The 16400-nt window shown below is 61.0% G+C and carries 11 protein-coding genes; 7 read left to right on the forward strand and 4 right to left on the reverse strand.

Annotation, left to right across the window (positions count from 1 at the left end):
* The first annotated feature begins 10 nt into the window (after positions 1 to 10).
* Positions 11 to 1834, forward strand: a complete 1824-nt coding sequence (locus KZX66_RS08655) for a hypothetical protein (RefSeq protein ID WP_248078354.1) — start codon at positions 11 to 13, stop codon at positions 1832 to 1834.
* A 5-nt stretch (positions 1835 to 1839) separates the two neighbouring features.
* Here KZX66_RS08655 and KZX66_RS08660 read toward each other — a convergent pair whose 3' ends face one another.
* Positions 1840 to 2157: a hypothetical protein gene (locus KZX66_RS08660; protein WP_248078356.1), complete on the reverse strand. Its 318-nt coding sequence runs from the start codon at positions 2155 to 2157 to the stop codon at positions 1840 to 1842.
* Positions 2158 to 2464: 307 nt separating this feature from the next.
* Positions 2465 to 4906 (reverse strand): ATP-binding protein, encoded by a 2442-nt coding sequence (locus tag KZX66_RS08665; protein ID WP_248078358.1) that lies wholly within the window; start codon positions 4904 to 4906, stop codon positions 2465 to 2467.
* 267 nt (positions 4907 to 5173) lie between these two features.
* Between KZX66_RS08665 and KZX66_RS08670 the strand changes: the two genes are divergently transcribed.
* The 5 genes from KZX66_RS08670 to KZX66_RS08690 all read left to right on the forward strand — a co-directional run bounded on the left by KZX66_RS08670 (position 5174) and on the right by KZX66_RS08690 (position 8946).
* On the forward strand, positions 5174 to 5662 hold the full coding sequence (locus KZX66_RS08670; protein ID WP_248078360.1) for a DUF3015 domain-containing protein: 489 nt from the start codon (positions 5174 to 5176) through the stop codon (positions 5660 to 5662).
* 92 nt (positions 5663 to 5754) lie between these two features.
* Entirely contained in the window at positions 5755 to 7608 is a 1854-nt protein-coding gene (locus KZX66_RS08675) for a DUF4105 domain-containing protein (RefSeq protein ID WP_248078362.1), read from the forward strand.
* Between the two features lie 13 nt (positions 7609 to 7621).
* Positions 7622 to 7915 (forward strand): chorismate mutase, encoded by a 294-nt coding sequence (locus KZX66_RS08680; RefSeq protein ID WP_248078364.1) that lies wholly within the window; start codon positions 7622 to 7624, stop codon positions 7913 to 7915.
* A 106-nt stretch (positions 7916 to 8021) separates the two neighbouring features.
* The gene (locus KZX66_RS08685) at positions 8022 to 8378 is read left to right on the forward strand and encodes a hypothetical protein (protein ID WP_248078366.1); all 357 of its coding nucleotides are present in this window, start codon (positions 8022 to 8024) and stop codon (positions 8376 to 8378) included.
* A 70-nt stretch (positions 8379 to 8448) separates the two neighbouring features.
* Positions 8449 to 8946: a GreA/GreB family elongation factor gene (locus tag KZX66_RS08690; RefSeq protein ID WP_248078368.1), complete on the forward strand. Its 498-nt coding sequence runs from the start codon at positions 8449 to 8451 to the stop codon at positions 8944 to 8946.
* On the opposite strand, the gene gdhA is transcribed toward KZX66_RS08690, so the two are convergent.
* Both gdhA and ettA read right to left on the reverse strand, forming a co-directional pair.
* Entirely contained in the window at positions 8943 to 10280 is a 1338-nt protein-coding gene (gene gdhA / locus KZX66_RS08695; RefSeq protein ID WP_248078371.1) for an NADP-specific glutamate dehydrogenase, read from the reverse strand. The two genes, KZX66_RS08690 and gdhA, sit on opposite strands and share 4 nt — an antisense overlap.
* A 259-nt stretch (positions 10281 to 10539) precedes the next feature.
* Positions 10540 to 12204: an energy-dependent translational throttle protein EttA gene (gene ettA, locus KZX66_RS08700; protein ID WP_248078373.1), complete on the reverse strand. Its 1665-nt coding sequence runs from the start codon at positions 12202 to 12204 to the stop codon at positions 10540 to 10542.
* A 285-nt stretch (positions 12205 to 12489) separates the two neighbouring features.
* Here ettA and KZX66_RS08705 point away from each other — a divergent pair, with 285 nt between their 5' ends.
* Entirely contained in the window at positions 12490 to 16341 is a 3852-nt protein-coding gene (locus KZX66_RS08705; protein WP_282445878.1) for a bifunctional diguanylate cyclase/phosphodiesterase, read from the forward strand.
* Positions 16342 to 16400: the final 59 nt, after the last annotated feature.

The raw sequence follows: 16400 nt of genomic DNA on the forward strand, positions 1-16400 counted from the left end.
AAGAATGTAAATGATGGATGTGCGATCACCTTTGGCCACTGTCAGCCTGTGTGCGGCATTGCTGCTCGGCAGCGGCTGCTCCCCCAGCGATGAACAGAAGCAGGCCACCCTCGAAGAAAAGACCGCCACCTTCGAACAGTCCCTCGACCGCATCCAAGACCCCAAACTGCGCGACGCCATCGCCGATCTCGGCGGTTCGTTGCTGTTGCTCGAACGCGCACGGGTCAAGCTCGCCGCCAAACCCATCGAAGCCGAATACGGCGAAGACGCGCTGGCCCTGCTCAAGCACTACCCCACGCCTCAGGCGCTGGTAGACACCTATATCAACGGCCTGTTCGTGCTGCGCAAAACCTCGCACTCCGACTACCTGACGGATTTGCAGCCGGTCTTCCCGTTCAGCTTCAACCTGCCCGACGCATTCCCGTTCCCCCATGGCGTGGAGTGGCAATCGGTGACGCTGAGCAACAACAAAGTCATACCGTTCCAGCCGGAGTGGTCGGAAACCGACCCAGGCATCCAGTTGAGCCCCAGCAGCTCCAACCTGACCAACCCGGATGACTTGACGGTGACCTACCCGTTCATCGATGGCATCGAAACGGAAAACAAGAGCCAGCCGCAGCCCGTCAGCCTCAAGGCCGCAGTGGAGGTGATCGCGCCGAGAGCGGTGTTGACGTTCGACCTGTCTAAAAAGGACGTCGGCCACAAGCGCACCGAGGGCGCTGTCACCGTCAACCTGCTGCTCCTGGAAAAAAACTACGCCGAGATCGAACTGATCAACAACGAGCCGCTGGCACCGCAGGTGGGCGATGTGTCACCGAACCCGTTGCTGGTGCAGGCGCGCGATGCCACCGGACAATTCCTCACGCGTTCGGGGTCGATCAACGAAAGCGCCGCGCAGGTCGCGTTCTATGAGAAACAACTGGCCGAGATGCAAAAACAGACGGTCTGGTCCGACGCCTTCGAAAAACAGCTCACCGAGCAACAAAAGGCCTTCGAACACAAACAGAGCAGCCATTACGCCAAGGTGTATTTCAACGGCCTGATCGACAGCGTGCAGGTCAACGTGCTGGACTTTTCAGAGGCGTCCGTCACGCGTAAGGACCTCGATCTGCCGGTGATGCGCTTCGACAAGAACAGCCTGGAAAAAACCGTGCAACCCTTGCCGATGCCGGTCACCGTGTACGACGACAGCGCCGCCAACTGGCTCAAGAGCGCTGCGCTGACCGAGGACCAGCTCAAAAGCAGCGTGACCATCAGCCAGTCCGTCGAAGACGCCAGCGCCGCCCATATCACGTTCGATCACCCCTATACCTTCAATGACGAACTGGTAGGTGCCGAGCGCAGCAGCAGCGAATCGCCGGTGACGTTCTTTACCGCCGACGACAAGGGTGAACGCGGCGAACCCATTGAGTTGCCCACCGAGGCTTACGAAATGAACCCGGCGCGCGGCACGCTCACCTACGACCTGACCCTGTTCCCGGAAAACCCGGCCTTTGTGGTGGGCTCCATTCCGCTGTTCCTGGCGACCATCGAAAAGGGCGAACTGGAAGCGGCCAAGCTACCCAAGGGCTTGTCACTCAAGGACAACGCACTGATCGTCGACCAGAAAGAATTCCCCGCCGACAGCTGGCGTTTCTACGCCAAGGACGCCAGCGGCCAGTACCTCAAGGAAATCCTCGGCGTCAGCCACCGCGCAGAGGAATACGGCACGCCGGTGTTTGACGTGCATTATTTCTACGGTAAGCCGACCACCCTGGAAAGCTACCAGCGCACCGACCTGAGCACCGTGCAATACGGCTTCGAGGTCAAGCTGGACAAACCCGAGGGCAAATAGCCAGGCTACAGCGCAAGCTGTTCACGATTGCCGTTGAGCTGTCGCAAATGGGCCTGCATATGCAGGCACCAGATCTGCGGGTCGCCCGCCAGCTCATAGCCGTGCATCGTCAAGCTGTCGACGATGGATTCCAGCATGGTTTGCGCCGCAAACGGCCCATGAAACGGGCCTTGCGACTTGATGGTCGACGGCTGCTCGCCGGACATGCCGGCGGCAAACAATAACGTCCACATCCCGGCATCCCCCGCGAGAGGGCGAATGGAGCATTCGATACGGGTGACCAGGCCGAAGCACTGGCGAATAAGGCAAAGGTTGCGCGGCATGGCGGCGACCCTCGGTAGATCGGTGTTCAACCTCAGCCCATGGCGAGGCTGTTTCTATCCAGCGACTCCTGTGGATATCCCTGAAACAGAGAATAGAAGAAAAACTCACCAAACCAAGGCGCTAAGGACCAACGGTGGTGCCGCCCACATTCCAGTCAAATTATTGGCGAGACAGCCGACCCCGCGCAGCGGCCCCAAACGACCGCTGCGACGTGTCAGATGATTTGATTGGTCTGGCTTCAGGGCTGCTTCGCAGCCCTGCGCGGGGCAAGCCCGCTCACCACAAAAGAGAACGGGCCGGGCCATTTCAACCGGCGGGCTTGGCCTCGGCGAGCGCCTGCTGCGCCAGTTCTTTCTCCGCCTCCTTCAAGTCTTCCTCGCTGATCATCTCGGCAATCGCGCGCAAGCGTTCTACCACGCGCGCGTTGACGGTGCCTTCCGGGAACTGCCCCTCGGCATCCGGCTCCCCGGCATCCTCGCCCACCAACAGGCTCAGCGCCTCATCCGCCTGCCGCACCGCGTAGATATGGAACTGCCCGGCGCGTACGGCCTGCAGCACCTTCTCATCGAGCATCAGGGTGGCGACGTTGGCCTGGGGAATGATCGCTCCTTGCTCCCCGGTCAGTCCGCGCGCTTCGCAGAGCCGGAAGAAGCCCTCGATCTTCTCGTTGACTCCGCCCACCGCCTGCACTTCACCAAACTGGTTGATCGAGCCGGTAATGGCAAAACACTGCTTGAGCGGGGTTTTCGACAACGCCGAGATCAAGGTGCACGCCTCGCCCAGGGACGCACTGTCACCGTCCACATAACCGTAGGACTGCTCCAGCGCGATACTCGCCGAGATCGCCAGCGGGAATTCCTGGGCGTAGCGGCTGCCCAGGTACCCGGTGAGGATCATCACGCCCTTGGAGTGAATCGGCTGGCCGAGATTGACCTCGCGCTCAATGTCGACGATTCCGCTGCCACCGGGGTACACCGTGGCGGAAATCCGCGCCGGCACGCCGAACGCCGAGTCCCCCACCTCCAACACCGTCAGCCCGTTGCATTTGCCGACGGCCGCACCGGCGGTGTCGATCAGAATCACCCCGGCGAGCATGTCGTCCAGAATCCGTGCCGACACCCGCCCGGTGCGCGTGGCCTTGGCCTTGAGCGCGCGCTCGATGTGGCCGGCGTCGGTCATCTCGTCGCCCGCCAGGTGGCGGATAAAATCCGCCTCACTGACCAACTGGAACAAATCGCCAATGCGCGCCGACAACCGCCCCTGGTGCTCCGCCAGCCGCGCGCTGTAGGTGGCGAGCCGCGCCACCGCGTCCGAGGTGAGCGGCGCCATACCCTCTTCCGAGGTGCGGGTTTTGAGCAACTGGGCAAACTGCTCCAGGCTCTCGTCCACCATCGGGATGTCTTCGTCGAAGTCCACCAGCACCCGGAACATCTCCTGGAAGTCCGGATCGGCATCCTGCAGCGCGTAATACAGCTGGCGCGAGCCGATGATGATCACCTTGACCTGCAACGGGATCATCTGCGGGTTGAGGGTCACCGTGGCCAGGCGGCCCAGCTCGCCCAGAGGCGATTCCATCTTCAGCTTGCGCGACTGCAGGGAACGCTTGAGGGCGTCCCACACAAACGGTTCGCTGAGCATTTTTTCGGCTTCAAGGATCAGGAAGCCGCCATTGGCCCGGTGCAAAGCCCCCGGACGCAACTGACGATAGGTGGTGTAGAGCGCGCCCTGGTCGGTGCTGTATTCAATGCGGCCGAACAGGTTGTCGTAGGTCGGGTGCGGCTCGAACACCACCGGTGCGCCGCCGTTGACCGAATGGCCCACCACCAGGCTCGGGCAGTATTGCTCCTCGAGCAGCTTGCGCGCCTGGGCGTCGGTCTTGGCGTCGTCGACCAATTGCTCGACCACGGTTTTGAGCAGGTACACCTGCATGGCTTGCAGGTAACCACAGACGGCGGCGTTTTCTGCGTACTTTTCCGACAACGGCGCCAGCAAAGGTTGCAGCGCCAGGGTGATGGTTTCTTCGTTGAACTGGCGTAGCTGGTTGTTGGACTCGCGCTTCCACTGCGGCAGGCTGGCCAATTCTTCGTTGAGACGCTCTTCCAGCTCAGAAATGTCCGTATGGAAGCGCTCGCGATCCACTTCGGGCAACTGCGAAAACTCGGCTTCGTCCAGCGCCTTGCCGTCGAGCATCGGTGTGAAGGCGATGTTGGAACTGTCGCGGTACAACGCCACGTCTTTTTCCAGGGCCAGACGCTCGATCACGTCCAGGGCCTTGTCGTAACGCTGGTTGAAGGCGCGGTCGATGGCGCTTTTACGCTGTTGATACGTCGGGTGCTCGAAGACGGCCGGGAAGGTGGCCACCAGGTTATCGACCAGGCCATTGATATCGGCAATGAACGCCGCCGCTGCGCCGCCGGGCAATTCCAGGGCGCGGGGTTCGCGCGGCTCATCGAAATTATTCACATAGACCCAGTCCGCCGGGGTCTGCAGGCGCTTGCCTTCGGCCTTCAGGTAACGTTTGACGAACGAAAAGCGGCCGGTGCCCGGCTCGCCCATGACGAACACGTTGTAACCGGGGCGTGGCATCGCCACACCGAACTGCAACGCTTCAACTGCGCGTTCCTGGCCAAGCACACCGCGAAAGGGCTCCAATTCATGGGTGGTCGAGAAGCTGAACTGTTCAGCGGAGAAAGGGCGAGTCAGCGCTTCAGGCGCTAGACGCAAGCTGGCAGCAACAGGATCAGGCATCGGACTTCCTTACATCAGGCGGGGCAGATGACGGCATTCTGGCTCCCCCTTGCGCGCTCTGGCAAGGCGCGGCGTTGGGAAAGCGCAGGCACGGGATGCGTCCTACAAAAAAATCGCGACAATGCTGATTGTTTTATAAAAACACACGGAACCCTTGGAAAGTGCCTAAACTCCAAACTGCGCGGGTTGGACTAATAACTGGCCCCTAGGGCGCTACGAAGCGCCTGAACCCTTGTCCATTGGTTTGCACACAAAGAGAACAAAGCTATGAAACGGATCCTTCTCGGTACTCTCTTCACCGTCGTCTCCCTCAATGCAATGGCAGAAGCACCAGGTGGCCCGAACTGCGGTTGGGGCAACATGTTGTTCGAAGGCCAGCGCGGTACTCCGGCTCACTTCCTGGCTTCCACCACCAACGGCACTTCGGGCAACGCCACCTTCGGCATGACCTCGGGCACCAACGGTTGCAGCACCAACAGCGCGCTGACCTACGGCGGCAAGTCCTGGATTGCCATGAATGGCATGATGAACGAGCTGTCCGAAGACATGGCCAAGGGCAATGGCGAAGCACTGACCACCTACGCCGTGGTACTGGGCGTGGCTCCGGAAGATCGCGAGCACTTCGCGGCCGTGACTCACGAACACTTCCAGCAAATCTTCAGCAAGGCTGACGTCACCGCTGATGATGTGCACAACAACACCCTGGCTGTACTCAAAGGCGATGCCCGTCTGGCGAAATACGCTACCCAGGCTTAAGCTCGACCTGCCCGCGCCTCCCCAGGCGCGGGTTTTATTTTTTGGGCCCACCTCCCTTTGGGTCTGTCCAATATCCGACTTAAGTTGCCCCTATGCTCAAACGCTTTGCCTGGATGGCACTCTTCGCCTGCGCCCCGCTGTACGCGGCACCGCATCTTGATGATCAACGTTTGCAGCAACTGGCCAACGATCCGTTCTGGCTGTCGTTAGGCCATTACGAAGCCGGCAAGCTAAAAGGCTGGCGCAGTTATGTCAGCGACCAGAAATTCTTCCTCGCAGCCGATGGCGCCCACCACCCGGATGCGGAACTCAAGGCCACCGTTGACGCCCTCTATGCGCCGGCCAGCCTGGGTGAAAAACACGCCCAATGCGTTTACCCCGCACGTACCCGCTGGCTCAAGGATCAGTTGCACCTGACCGACCTGCCGGCCGTGGACTGCACCGAATTCAAACAATGGTTCAAGGACGTCGCCCCCCACAGCGCGGTGATGATTTTTCCGGCGGCCTACCTCAATAGCCCGTCGTCGATGTTCGGCCACACCCTGCTGCGTATCGACCAGGCTGACGTGCAGAGCAACAACACGGCGCTGCTCAGCTATGCGATCAACTTCGGCGCCTACATCGAAGGCTCGGACAACAGCATCCTGTATGCCTGGAAAGGCCTGATGGGCGGCTACCCCGGCCTGTTCGCGCTGGTGCCGTACCAGGAAAAACTCTCCGAATACCGCAGCCTGGAAAACCGCGACCTGTGGGAATACCGCCTCAACCTCACCCAGGTCGAGACCGAGCGCATGGTCGAGCACGTGTGGGAGCTCAAGCAGATCAAGTTCGACTATTTCTTCTTTGACGAAAACTGCTCTTATCGCCTGCTCGAACTGCTGCAAGTGGCGCGCCCCGGCCTGCGCCTGACCGAACAGTTTCCGCTCACCGCCATTCCCACCGACACGGTCAAGGCTGTGAAAGACGCGGGCCTGGTCGAAAAAATCGACTACCGGCCGTCCCGCGAGCGCGAACTGTTGGAACGCGCCAAGCCGCTGGACAGCGATGAGCAGCAATGGGTGCTCAAGGTCAGCGATGACCAGAAACAATTGCAGGAGCCGGCCTTCAAAGCGTTACCCCGCGACCGTCAGGCACTGATCATCGACGCGGCCTATCGCCTGGGCCGCTACCGCGCCAACGGCCTGGAGCGCGACACTGCCCGCTCCCAGCGCAGTTTCGAACTGCTGCGCGCGATCAATCAGAACCCTGCACCGGACCTGAAGATCACGCCCCCTGGTCTGCCGGAAAACGGCCATGAGTCGCGCACCTGGCAAGCCGGCATCGGCACCCGTGGCGACAAAGCCTTCGGCGAATACGGCCTGCGCATGGCCTACCACGACCTCAACGATAACGCCGAAGGCTTCCCCCTCGGCGCGCAGATCGAAATCCTGCAAATGAAACTGCGCCAGTACGAAGGCAACCACTGGCAAATGCAGCAACTGGACCTGGCCACCATCCGCTCCCTGACCCCGCGCAACGCCCTGCTGCAACCCTGGTCATGGCAAGTCACCGGCGGCCTGGAACGCGTACCGGGCAAACACGACGACGAGACCCTGGTGGCCCACGTCAACGGCGGCGCCGGCGGCACCTGGCAGCTGAACGACGACATGCTCGGTTTCGCCCTCGGCACCGTGCGCGTGGAACACAACAACGACTTCAGCGAAGCCATCTCCCCCGCCGCCGGCTTCAATACCGGCGTGCTGTGGAAAAACCCGCTGGGCAACTTGAGCCTGGAAGCCAAAGGCGACTTCTTCACCAATGGCGAGGTGCGACGCAGCATCAGCCTCAACCAGCAATGGGAACTGTCCCGCAACCTCGGCCTGCGCCTGAGTGCACAGCGCGAGTACAGCCACTTGTCGACACCGGTGAATGAAGTGATGCTTGAGGTGAAGTGGTATCACTATTAGGAGGATCAACAACATGGAAGTGACCTGCACCAGCCTGGACGAGGTTCGACACCACATCGACCGACTCGACCAACACATCGTCGCCTTGCTGGCCGAACGCGGCCAGTATGTGTCCCAGGCGGCACGCTTCAAAAAAGACGCCGACGGCGTCAAGGCCCCCCAGCGGGTTGAACAGGTCATCGCAAAAGTGCGGGACTTGTCGCACGCGCTGGGTGCCAACCCGGACGTCACCGAGCAGGTGTATCGCGCCATGATTGCGGCGTTTATCAGGCAGGAATTGGCTGAGCACGCGGCGCTGAACACCTAACCTCTTGCGTCCCGGTCTACACATTTCTCACACCCCTTTCACATCCCCCCAACGAATCCCCTTCTAGACTTCCCACATCAGCCGTGAAACGGCCAGGGAGCAAGCGATGTGGCGGTATGCAGTGGTGCTGTGTGCGGTGATGTGGCTGGCGGGTTGTCAATCGACTCGCCAGGAGTTGCTGGCCAAAGGGTATCCACCGGCGTTTGCCGATGGCTTTGACGACGGCTGCAGCAGCGGTCGCCAGGCGGCCGGGGTGATCAGCGGGGAGTTTCGCAAGAACGTGCCGCGTTACTTGAAAGACCGCACCTACGCCGAAGGCTGGGAGGATGGTTTCCGCCAGTGCAAGGCCATGCGCGAGAACGAAGAACTACGCGACTACAAGGACAACCACTGGAATGACCGTGAACGCGCCTGGCAGCAGGAGAAAGACCGCGATGCCGCACGGGCCTATCGCTCGCCCTAGGTCGTTTTCAGACATCCATCGAAACTAAAGCGCGGCGACCATGGCCCAAGCTCCATAGAGGGAGAACACCATGAGCCGAGCTTTTGTGAATGAAGACAGCGCCGCCGCCCAGGCCGATCAGCCGGTGGAGCGCCAGGTCAGCGAGCAACCCAATCGCCTGACGGCGCAGGGTTTGGCGCAGTTGCAGGCCAAGGTTGCGCAACTGCAGTCCGAATACAGCACCGAGTCCGCCAGGGGCGAGCAGGCCGACAAACAGCGCCAGGCCGACCTTGAACGGGACCTGCGCTACTTCAACCAGCGGGTGCAGAGCGCTCAAGTAGTGGCGCCGGCCACCGCCACCGACAAGGTTCAGATCGGCAGCTGGGTGACCTTTGCCAACGAGCAGAATGAACAGCAGCGCATCCAGTTGGTCGGTGAGGACCAGGCGGACGCCGGTGCCGGCCTGATCAACTGGGGCTCGCCCCTCGGGCGCGCCTTGCTGGGCGCCCGGGTGGGTGACGAGGTGCTGTGGAAGCGCCCCGTCGGCGATCAGTTGATCGAGGTGCTGCGCATCGACGCTGACGTCTAGACGATGCCTTGGGCCAGCATCGCGTCGGCAACCTTCACGAAGCCTGCGATGTTTGCGCCCTTCACATAATTGATCCGGCCGTTTTCTTCGCCGTAGTGCACGCAGGCGTGATGGATCGATTGCATGATGTTATGCAGCTTGCTGTCGACCTCCCCGGCCGTCCACAGCAGGCGCATGGCGTTCTGCGACATTTCCAGACCGCTGACGGCCACGCCACCGGCATTGGATGCCTTGCCCGGTGCGAACAAAATGCCCGCCTCGATAAAGATGTCCACCGCTTCCAACGTCGTCGGCATGTTGGCGCCTTCGGCCACGCAGAGGCAGCCATTGCGCAGCAGCGCGCGGGCGGCGTCGGCATCCAGTTCGTTCTGGGTGGCGCAAGGCAGCGCGATATCGCACGCCAACGCCCACGGCGTCTCGCCGTTGCGAAACTCCAGACCAAAGCGCTCAGCCAGTTCGCTGATGCGACCGCGCTGCACGTTTTTCAGCGCCAGCAGGGCCGCCCACTGTTCTTCGGTCAAACCACTTTCGGCGTACAGCGTCCCTTCGGAGTCAGACAGGGAAATCACCTTGCCGCCCAGGTCCATCACCTTGCGCGCCGCGTATTGCGCCACGTTGCCGGAGCCGGACACCGCTACACGCTTGCCCTCGACTCGCAGGCCGTTGCGCTTGAGCATTTCTTCAGCAAAGTAAACGCAGCCAAACCCGGTGGCTTCCGGACGGATCAGGCTGCCGCCGTAAGTCATGCCTTTGCCGGTAAGCACCGATGTGAACTGGTTGCTCAGGCGTTTGTACTGACCGAACAGGAAGCCGATCTCACGGGCCCCCACACCGATATCGCCGGCCGGAACGTCCACGTCCGCACCGATGTGGCGGTACAACTCGCTCATGAACGCCTGGCAGAAGCGCATGACTTCGGCATCGCTCTTACCTTTTGGGTCAAAGTCCGAGCCGCCTTTGCCGCCGCCCATGGGCAGCGATGTCAGGGAGTTTTTGAAGGTTTGCTCGAAGGCGAGGAATTTCAACACGCCCAGGTTCACCGACGGGTGAAACCGCAGGCCGCCCTTGTACGGGCCGATGGCGCTGTTCATCTGGATGCGGAAACCGCGATTGACCTGAACCTTGCCATGATCGTCCACCCACGACACCCGGAAGGTGATCGCGCGTTCAGGCTCGCAGATGCGCTCCAGAATGCCTGACGTCAGGTAATGAGGATTGGCCTCAAGAAACGGCCACAGACTGCGTAGGACTTCTTCTACGGCCTGGTGGAATTCCGGCTGGTCCGGGTCGCGTTTCTTGAGGCGGGTAAGGAAGGATTCGACGGATTCGGTCATGAACAGTCTCGGCAAATTGATTGTTTTTAAGGGAGATTGAGCCGGACTTTATCAATTCGTGTCGCACCGCGACAGGGCAAAATGTCGCTTTTGTGAATTTAAAAGGTGCATTTGATATAAATGTATCCACTTTGAAGGGGGCTTACGCACCATTTAAGGGATAAAGCCTGGCCGTTGCGCACCAATACAATCCCCTATAAATCCCGAGCAAAAAAAAGCGGAGCCCGAAGGCTCCGCTCATTCACGCCGCAGACCTGAATCAGGCCAGCTTTTTGTGACGCACACGGTGCGGCTGGGCAGCAGCTTCGCCCAAGCGTTTCTTACGATCGGCTTCGTACTCGGTGTAGTTACCTTCGAAGAACACCGCCTGGGAGTCATCTTCGTACGCCAGGATGTGGGTCGCGACGCGGTCAAGGAACCACCGATCGTGAGAGATCACAATGGCGGCGCCCGGGAAGTCCAGCAGGGCTTCTTCCAGGGAACGCAGGGTTTCAACGTCGAGGTCGTTGGACGGTTCGTCGAGCAGCAGCACGTTGCCGCCCTCTTTCAGGGTCAGGGCCAGGTGCAAGCGACCGCGCTCACCACCGGACAGGTCCTTGACGAACTTCTGCTGGTCGCCACCCTTGAAGTTGAAGCGCCCCACGTAAGTGCGCGACGGGATTTCATAGTTGCCGATGCGGATCTGGTCGGAGCCGTCGGAAATCTGCTGGAACACGGTCTTGCTGCCGTCGAGGTCGTCGCGGCTCTGGTCCACACAGGCCAGTTGCACGGTTTCGCCGATCTCGATGGTGCCGGAGTCCGGGGTTTCCTTGCCCATCAGCATGCGGAACAGGGTGGATTTACCCGCACCGTTACCACCGATAACGCCGACGATCGCGCCTTTTGGCATGGAGAACGACAGGTTGTCGATCAACACGCGATCGCCATAGCCTTTGCACACGTTCTTGAACTCGATGACCTTGTCACCCAGGCGCGGGCCAGCCGGGATATAGATCTCGTTGGTTTCGCTGCGCTTCTGGAATTCCTGCGACTGCATCTCTTCGAAGCGTTGCAGACGTGCCTTGGATTTGGACTGGCGGGCCTTGGCGCCTTTGCGCACCCACTCCAGTTCTTCCTTCATGGCTTTTTCGTGAGCCGATTGCTGCTTGGATTCGGCGGCCAGACGGTCGGACTTGGCTTCCAGCCAACCGGAGTAGTTGCCCTCGTAAGGGATACCGGCGCCACGGTCGAGTTCGAGGATCCAGCCTGCAACGTTGTCCAGGAAGTAACGGTCGTGCGTGATCGCGACCACGGTGCCTGGGAAGTCGTGAAGGAAATGTTCCAGCCAGGCGACGGAATCGGCGTCCAAGTGGTTGGTCGGTTCGTCGAGCAGCAGCATGTCGGGAGCCGACAGCAGCAGACGGCAAAGCGCCACACGACGCTTCTCGCCACCGGACAGGTGTTCAATCTTGGCGTCCCAGGCCGGCAGGCGCAGCGCGTCGGCGGCCACTTCCAGCTGACGCTCCAGGTTATGACCGTCGCCGGCCTGCAGGATGGCTTCGAGCTTGGCCTGTTCGGCGGCCAGCTTGTCAAAGTCGGCGTCCGGCTCGGCGTAGGCCGCGTAGACCTCGTCCAGGCGCGCCTGGGCGTCCTTGATCACGCTGACGGCCTCTTCGACCACTTCACGCACGGTCTTGGACGGATCCAGTTGCGGCTCTTGCGGCAGGTAACCGATGTTCAGTTCGGGCATCGGGCGGGCTTCGCCTTCGAACTCGGTGTCGACGCCGGCCATGATTTTCAGCAGCGTGGACTTACCCGAACCGTTGAGGCCGAGCACGCCGATCTTGGCGCCAGGAAAGAAAGACAGCGAAATGTTTTTCAGGATTTCCCGCTTCGGCGGAACAACTTTTCCCAGCCGATGCATGGTGAAGACGTATTGAGCCATGGTGAACCTAGCGTCAGTGACTGATGAATTAAGCGGGCGAAGCCCGTGTCAGGCCATGCGCGGCGCGGGCCGTTGATTATCATCAATGCCTGCGGGCGGAAAAAACCTGAATGTCTGGGGCTGGAACGCCCCCGCGTAACCGGCAAAGCTACCTGAATGCGCTTGGTCAGTCCAGCCGAGCGGGACTGGCACTTTGCCACAAGTCAAGGCATGCTAGCCGCCCTTCGGGCGTCCGGCTTATAGTGCACGTCGCGCGCCAGTCCAGCCAAACCGCAGGATCACAGCTTGTCCAAAGTCACGCCGCCAACTCCCTTGCGCGCCGCTCATATAGCGCCGGGAGCGCCCCTGCACGGCACCCTTAAAGGCGCATTGGCGACGCTTGTCCTCATGCTGCTCGCCTTATTGTTCTGGCAACTGCTGGACCAACTGCAGCAAAACCAGAAAAACCAGCAGCAATACACCATCGACTACAGCGCCGATCTGGCGGAACAGATCAGCCTGAACATGGCCCTGAGCGCAAAAATCGCCCTAAACCTGCTACCGATGGTCGAGCCGCCACGCGACAGTGAACAACAACAGGCGCTGATGCGTACCTTGCAACGCTCGCTGCCGGAACTGCGCAGCATTGCCCTGTTGGCGCCCAGCGGCGCGATGATCAGCGACAGCGCCACTGACAGCCGGGACCGCGCCTGGCTCGAAGAATTGGTACAGCGCAGCCACGGCCAGTCCTATTACCTGAGCAACAACGACGACGGCACGATCGTTTATCTGCTGCTGCATCAACCCAGTGGCGGCTCGCGGATGTACTGGGCACTGCGCCTGGCGCCCGACTATCTGGTCAACCTGACTCGCCAGGACAGCCAGGGCCAACGGCCGATGTGGGCCATCGAAAATCGCTTGAACCAACGCGTGGTCAGCCGTGACAGCGGCATGCCGGCGCAATGGGCCGGCACCCTGACCCCGGGCGAGCTGAACAAAAGTGTGCTGGTCACCCCCTTAAGCAAAAGCGATTGGCAACTGCGCGGGCTGTTCGACCGCTCGGCCGTGCTGGAGCAATTATTGCCGGCATTTATCGGCAAGTGCCTGCTGGGCCTGGCATTTTCGTTGGTCCCGGTGATCGTGCTGTTGAACATGCGCCGCCGCCAGCGCCAGGTGCATGAAGGCCGGCGGCGTTACCAGGATATTTTTGAAGGCACCGGCGTCGCTCTGTGCGTGCTGGACCTGTCGGGCGTGAATACGTTCTTTGACAAGGCGCACGTGAAAAGCCGCGAGCAACTGCTCGCCTGGCTGCAAGGCAGTCCCGAAGAATGCCGACGGCTACTCAAGGAGCTGCGCGTCACCGAAGTCAACCAGGTGGCGGTGCGCCTGTTGAACGTGGGCTCGTGCGAGGACGCCTGGGAGCGGCTGATCAACGACGGCCCAGGCAACCCCACCTCCATCGGCCACCGGATACTCGAAGCCTTGCTGACCCAACAGCAACAGCTTGAACTGGAGATCCAGCTCAAGGATGTAGCCGGTAACGAACAGTACCTGTGGTTGGTCATGCGTCTGCCCGAGCAGCAGGACGATTTCAAGGCCGTGATCCTCAGCATCAGCGATATCACGAGCCGCAAGCTGATCGAGCTGTCGTTGGTGGAGCGTGAGAGTTTCTGGTCGGACGTTGTGCGCACGGTGCCCGATCACCTGTATGTGCAGGATGTGATCAGCCAGCGCATGATTTTCAGCAACCACCACCTGGGGCATACGCTCGGCTATACCCAGGCCGAACTGCAGCAAATGGGCGAGTACTTCTGGGAAATCCTGCTGCACCCCGAAGACGCTGAGCACTACCACGATTTGCGCCAACAGCAACGCCAGGCCGGCTATTTGACCCAACTGCAATGCCAACTGCGCTTTCGCCATCGCAACAATGAATGGCGCCGCTTCGATATTCGTGAGCAGGCCCTGGCCCGGGACAATACCCACCACGTCACACGCATCATCGGCGTGGCCAAAGACATTACCGACCAGATCGAAGCCAGCGAATCCCTGCGCGACAGCGAAAAACGCTACCGCATGCTGGCCGAAAGCATCAGCGACGTGATCTGCTCCACCGACAGCCAATTGGCCCTGAACTACGTCAGCCCCTCGGTCAACGCGGTGCTGGGCTATGACGTGGACTGGGTGTTCAAGAACGGCTGGCAGTCGATCATCGCCAACCCGCAGCAACTGGCCGGCGTTTATAGCCTGATGGAACAGATCAGCCGCGCGCTGGGCGACATCGAGGCGCTGAACAGGCTGCGCGATGAAGTCCAGACACAGCTGTTTCTATTCGACTGCCTGCGCGCAGACGGTCGCAAAGTGCCGATCGAATTGCGCCTGGTACTGGTCTGGGACGAGCATGGTGCTTTCGAGGGCATCCTGGGTGTCGGCCGCGACATCAGCCAGCAACGCCGCGCCGAGAAAGACCTGCGCATGGCCGCCACGGTATTCGAGCACTCAACCTCGGCGATTCTGATCACCGACCCCGCCGGTTATATCGTGCAGGCCAACGAGGCGTTCAGCCGCGTCAGCGGGTACGAAGTGAGTGACGTACTCGACCAACTGCCGAACATGCTCACGGTCGACGAACAACAGGAAGCCCACCTGCGCTACGTGCTCAAACAACTGCACCAGCACAGTACCTGGGAAGGCGAAGTGTGGCTCAAGCGTCGCAATGGCGAGCATTACCCGGCCTGGGTCGGCATTACTGCGGTGTTCGACGATGAAGGCGACCTGGCCAGCTACGTGTGTTTCTTCAGTGATATCAGCGAGCGCAAGGCCAGTGAGCAGCGCATCCACCGCCTGGCTTACTACGACGCCCTGACCCACCTGCCTAACCGCACACTGTTCCAGGACCGCCTGCACACCGCGCTGCAGTCTGCCGAGCGGCATAAGTCGTGGGTGGTGCTGATGTTCCTCGATCTCGACCGTTTCAAGCCGATCAACGACTCCCTGGGCCACGCCGCCGGCGACCGTATGCTCAAGGAAATGGCCACTCGCCTGCTCGGCTGCGTGGCCGAAGACGACACCGTGGCGCGCATGGGCGGTGACGAGTTCACCCTGTTGCTGCAGCCGCGGGTCAACCGCGAACTGGCACTGAACCGGGCGATTCACGTCGCCGAACAGATCCTCGCCAGCCTGGTCAAGCCGTTCGTGCTCGAAGGCCGCGAGTTCTTTGTGACCGCCAGTATCGGCATCGCCCTCAGCCCCCAGGACGGGAACGAGCTGAGCCAACTGATGAAGAACGCCGACACGGCGATGTATCACGCCAAGGAGCGCGGCAAGAACAACTTCCAGTTCTACCAGGCCGACATGAACGCCAGCGCCCTGGAGCGCCTGGAACTGGAAAGCGACCTGCGCCACGCCCTGGACCAAAACGAATTCGTGCTCTATTACCAGCCGCAGTTCAGCGGCGACGGCAAACGCCTGACCGGCGCCGAAGCCCTGCTGCGCTGGCGCCATCCGCGCCGCGGGCTGGTGCCGCCGGGGGATTTCATTCCAGTGCTCGAAGAGTTGGGCCTGGTGGTGGAAGTGGGCGATTGGGTCATCGCCGAAGCCTGCCGTCAGCTCAAGACCTGGCACCAGAACAAGGTGCGCGTGCCAAAAGTCTCGGTGAATATCTCGGCGCGGCAGTTCTCCGATGGCCAGCTGGGCACCCGTATCGCCACCATCCTCAAGGACACTGGCCTGGCGCCGGCATGCCTGGAGCTGGAGCTGACCGAAAGTATCCTGATGCGCGAAGTCAACGAGGCCATGCACATCCTCGACAGCCTGAAAAACCTTGGCCTGAGCATTGCGGTGGACGACTTCGGTACCGGTTACTCATCGCTCAACTACCTCAAGCAGTTCCCGATCGACGTGCTGAAGATCGACCGCACCTTCGTCGACGGCCTGCCGTCCGGCGAGCAGGATGCACAAATCGCCCGCGCCATCATCGCCATGGCCCACAGCCTGAACCTGGCGGTGATCGCCGAAGGCGTGGAAACCCATGAGCAACTGGACTTCCTGCGTGAGCATGGTTGCGATGAGGTGCAAGGGTATCTGTTCGGGCGGCCGATGCCGGCCAATCGCTTCGAAGCGCAGTTCAGCAATGACGCGCTGTTCATGTTCGACTGAAAGACTGGGTGGGGGCTTATGGCCGCCACATCCCCAGATGAGCCCCGCTTGTCCGCGAC

This window comes from Pseudomonas sp. EYE_354 (assembly GCF_023148575.1).
GTDB lineage: Bacteria > Pseudomonadota > Gammaproteobacteria > Pseudomonadales > Pseudomonadaceae > Aquipseudomonas.

What these genes read in the sequence shown, in the direction of transcription:
- KZX66_RS08665 (WP_248078358.1), bottom strand. Translation starts at nt 4,906, where the DNA reads ATGCCTGATCCTGTTGCTGCCAGCTTGCGTCTAGCGCCTGAAGCGCTG.
- KZX66_RS08680 (WP_248078364.1), top strand. Translation starts at nt 7,622, where the DNA reads ATGGAAGTGACCTGCACCAGCCTGGACGAGGTTCGACACCACATCGAC.
- ettA (WP_248078373.1), bottom strand. Translation starts at nt 12,204, where the DNA reads ATGGCTCAATACGTCTTCACCATGCATCGGCTGGGAAAAGTTGTTCCG.
- gdhA (WP_248078371.1), bottom strand. Translation starts at nt 10,280, where the DNA reads ATGACCGAATCCGTCGAATCCTTCCTTACCCGCCTCAAGAAACGCGAC.
- KZX66_RS08670 (WP_248078360.1), top strand. Translation starts at nt 5,174, where the DNA reads ATGAAACGGATCCTTCTCGGTACTCTCTTCACCGTCGTCTCCCTCAAT.
- KZX66_RS08655 (WP_248078354.1), top strand. Translation starts at nt 11, where the DNA reads ATGATGGATGTGCGATCACCTTTGGCCACTGTCAGCCTGTGTGCGGCA.
- KZX66_RS08660 (WP_248078356.1), bottom strand. Translation starts at nt 2,157, where the DNA reads ATGCCGCGCAACCTTTGCCTTATTCGCCAGTGCTTCGGCCTGGTCACC.
- KZX66_RS08685 (WP_248078366.1), top strand. Translation starts at nt 8,022, where the DNA reads ATGTGGCGGTATGCAGTGGTGCTGTGTGCGGTGATGTGGCTGGCGGGT.
- KZX66_RS08675 (WP_248078362.1), top strand. Translation starts at nt 5,755, where the DNA reads ATGCTCAAACGCTTTGCCTGGATGGCACTCTTCGCCTGCGCCCCGCTG.
- KZX66_RS08690 (WP_248078368.1), top strand. Translation starts at nt 8,449, where the DNA reads ATGAGCCGAGCTTTTGTGAATGAAGACAGCGCCGCCGCCCAGGCCGAT.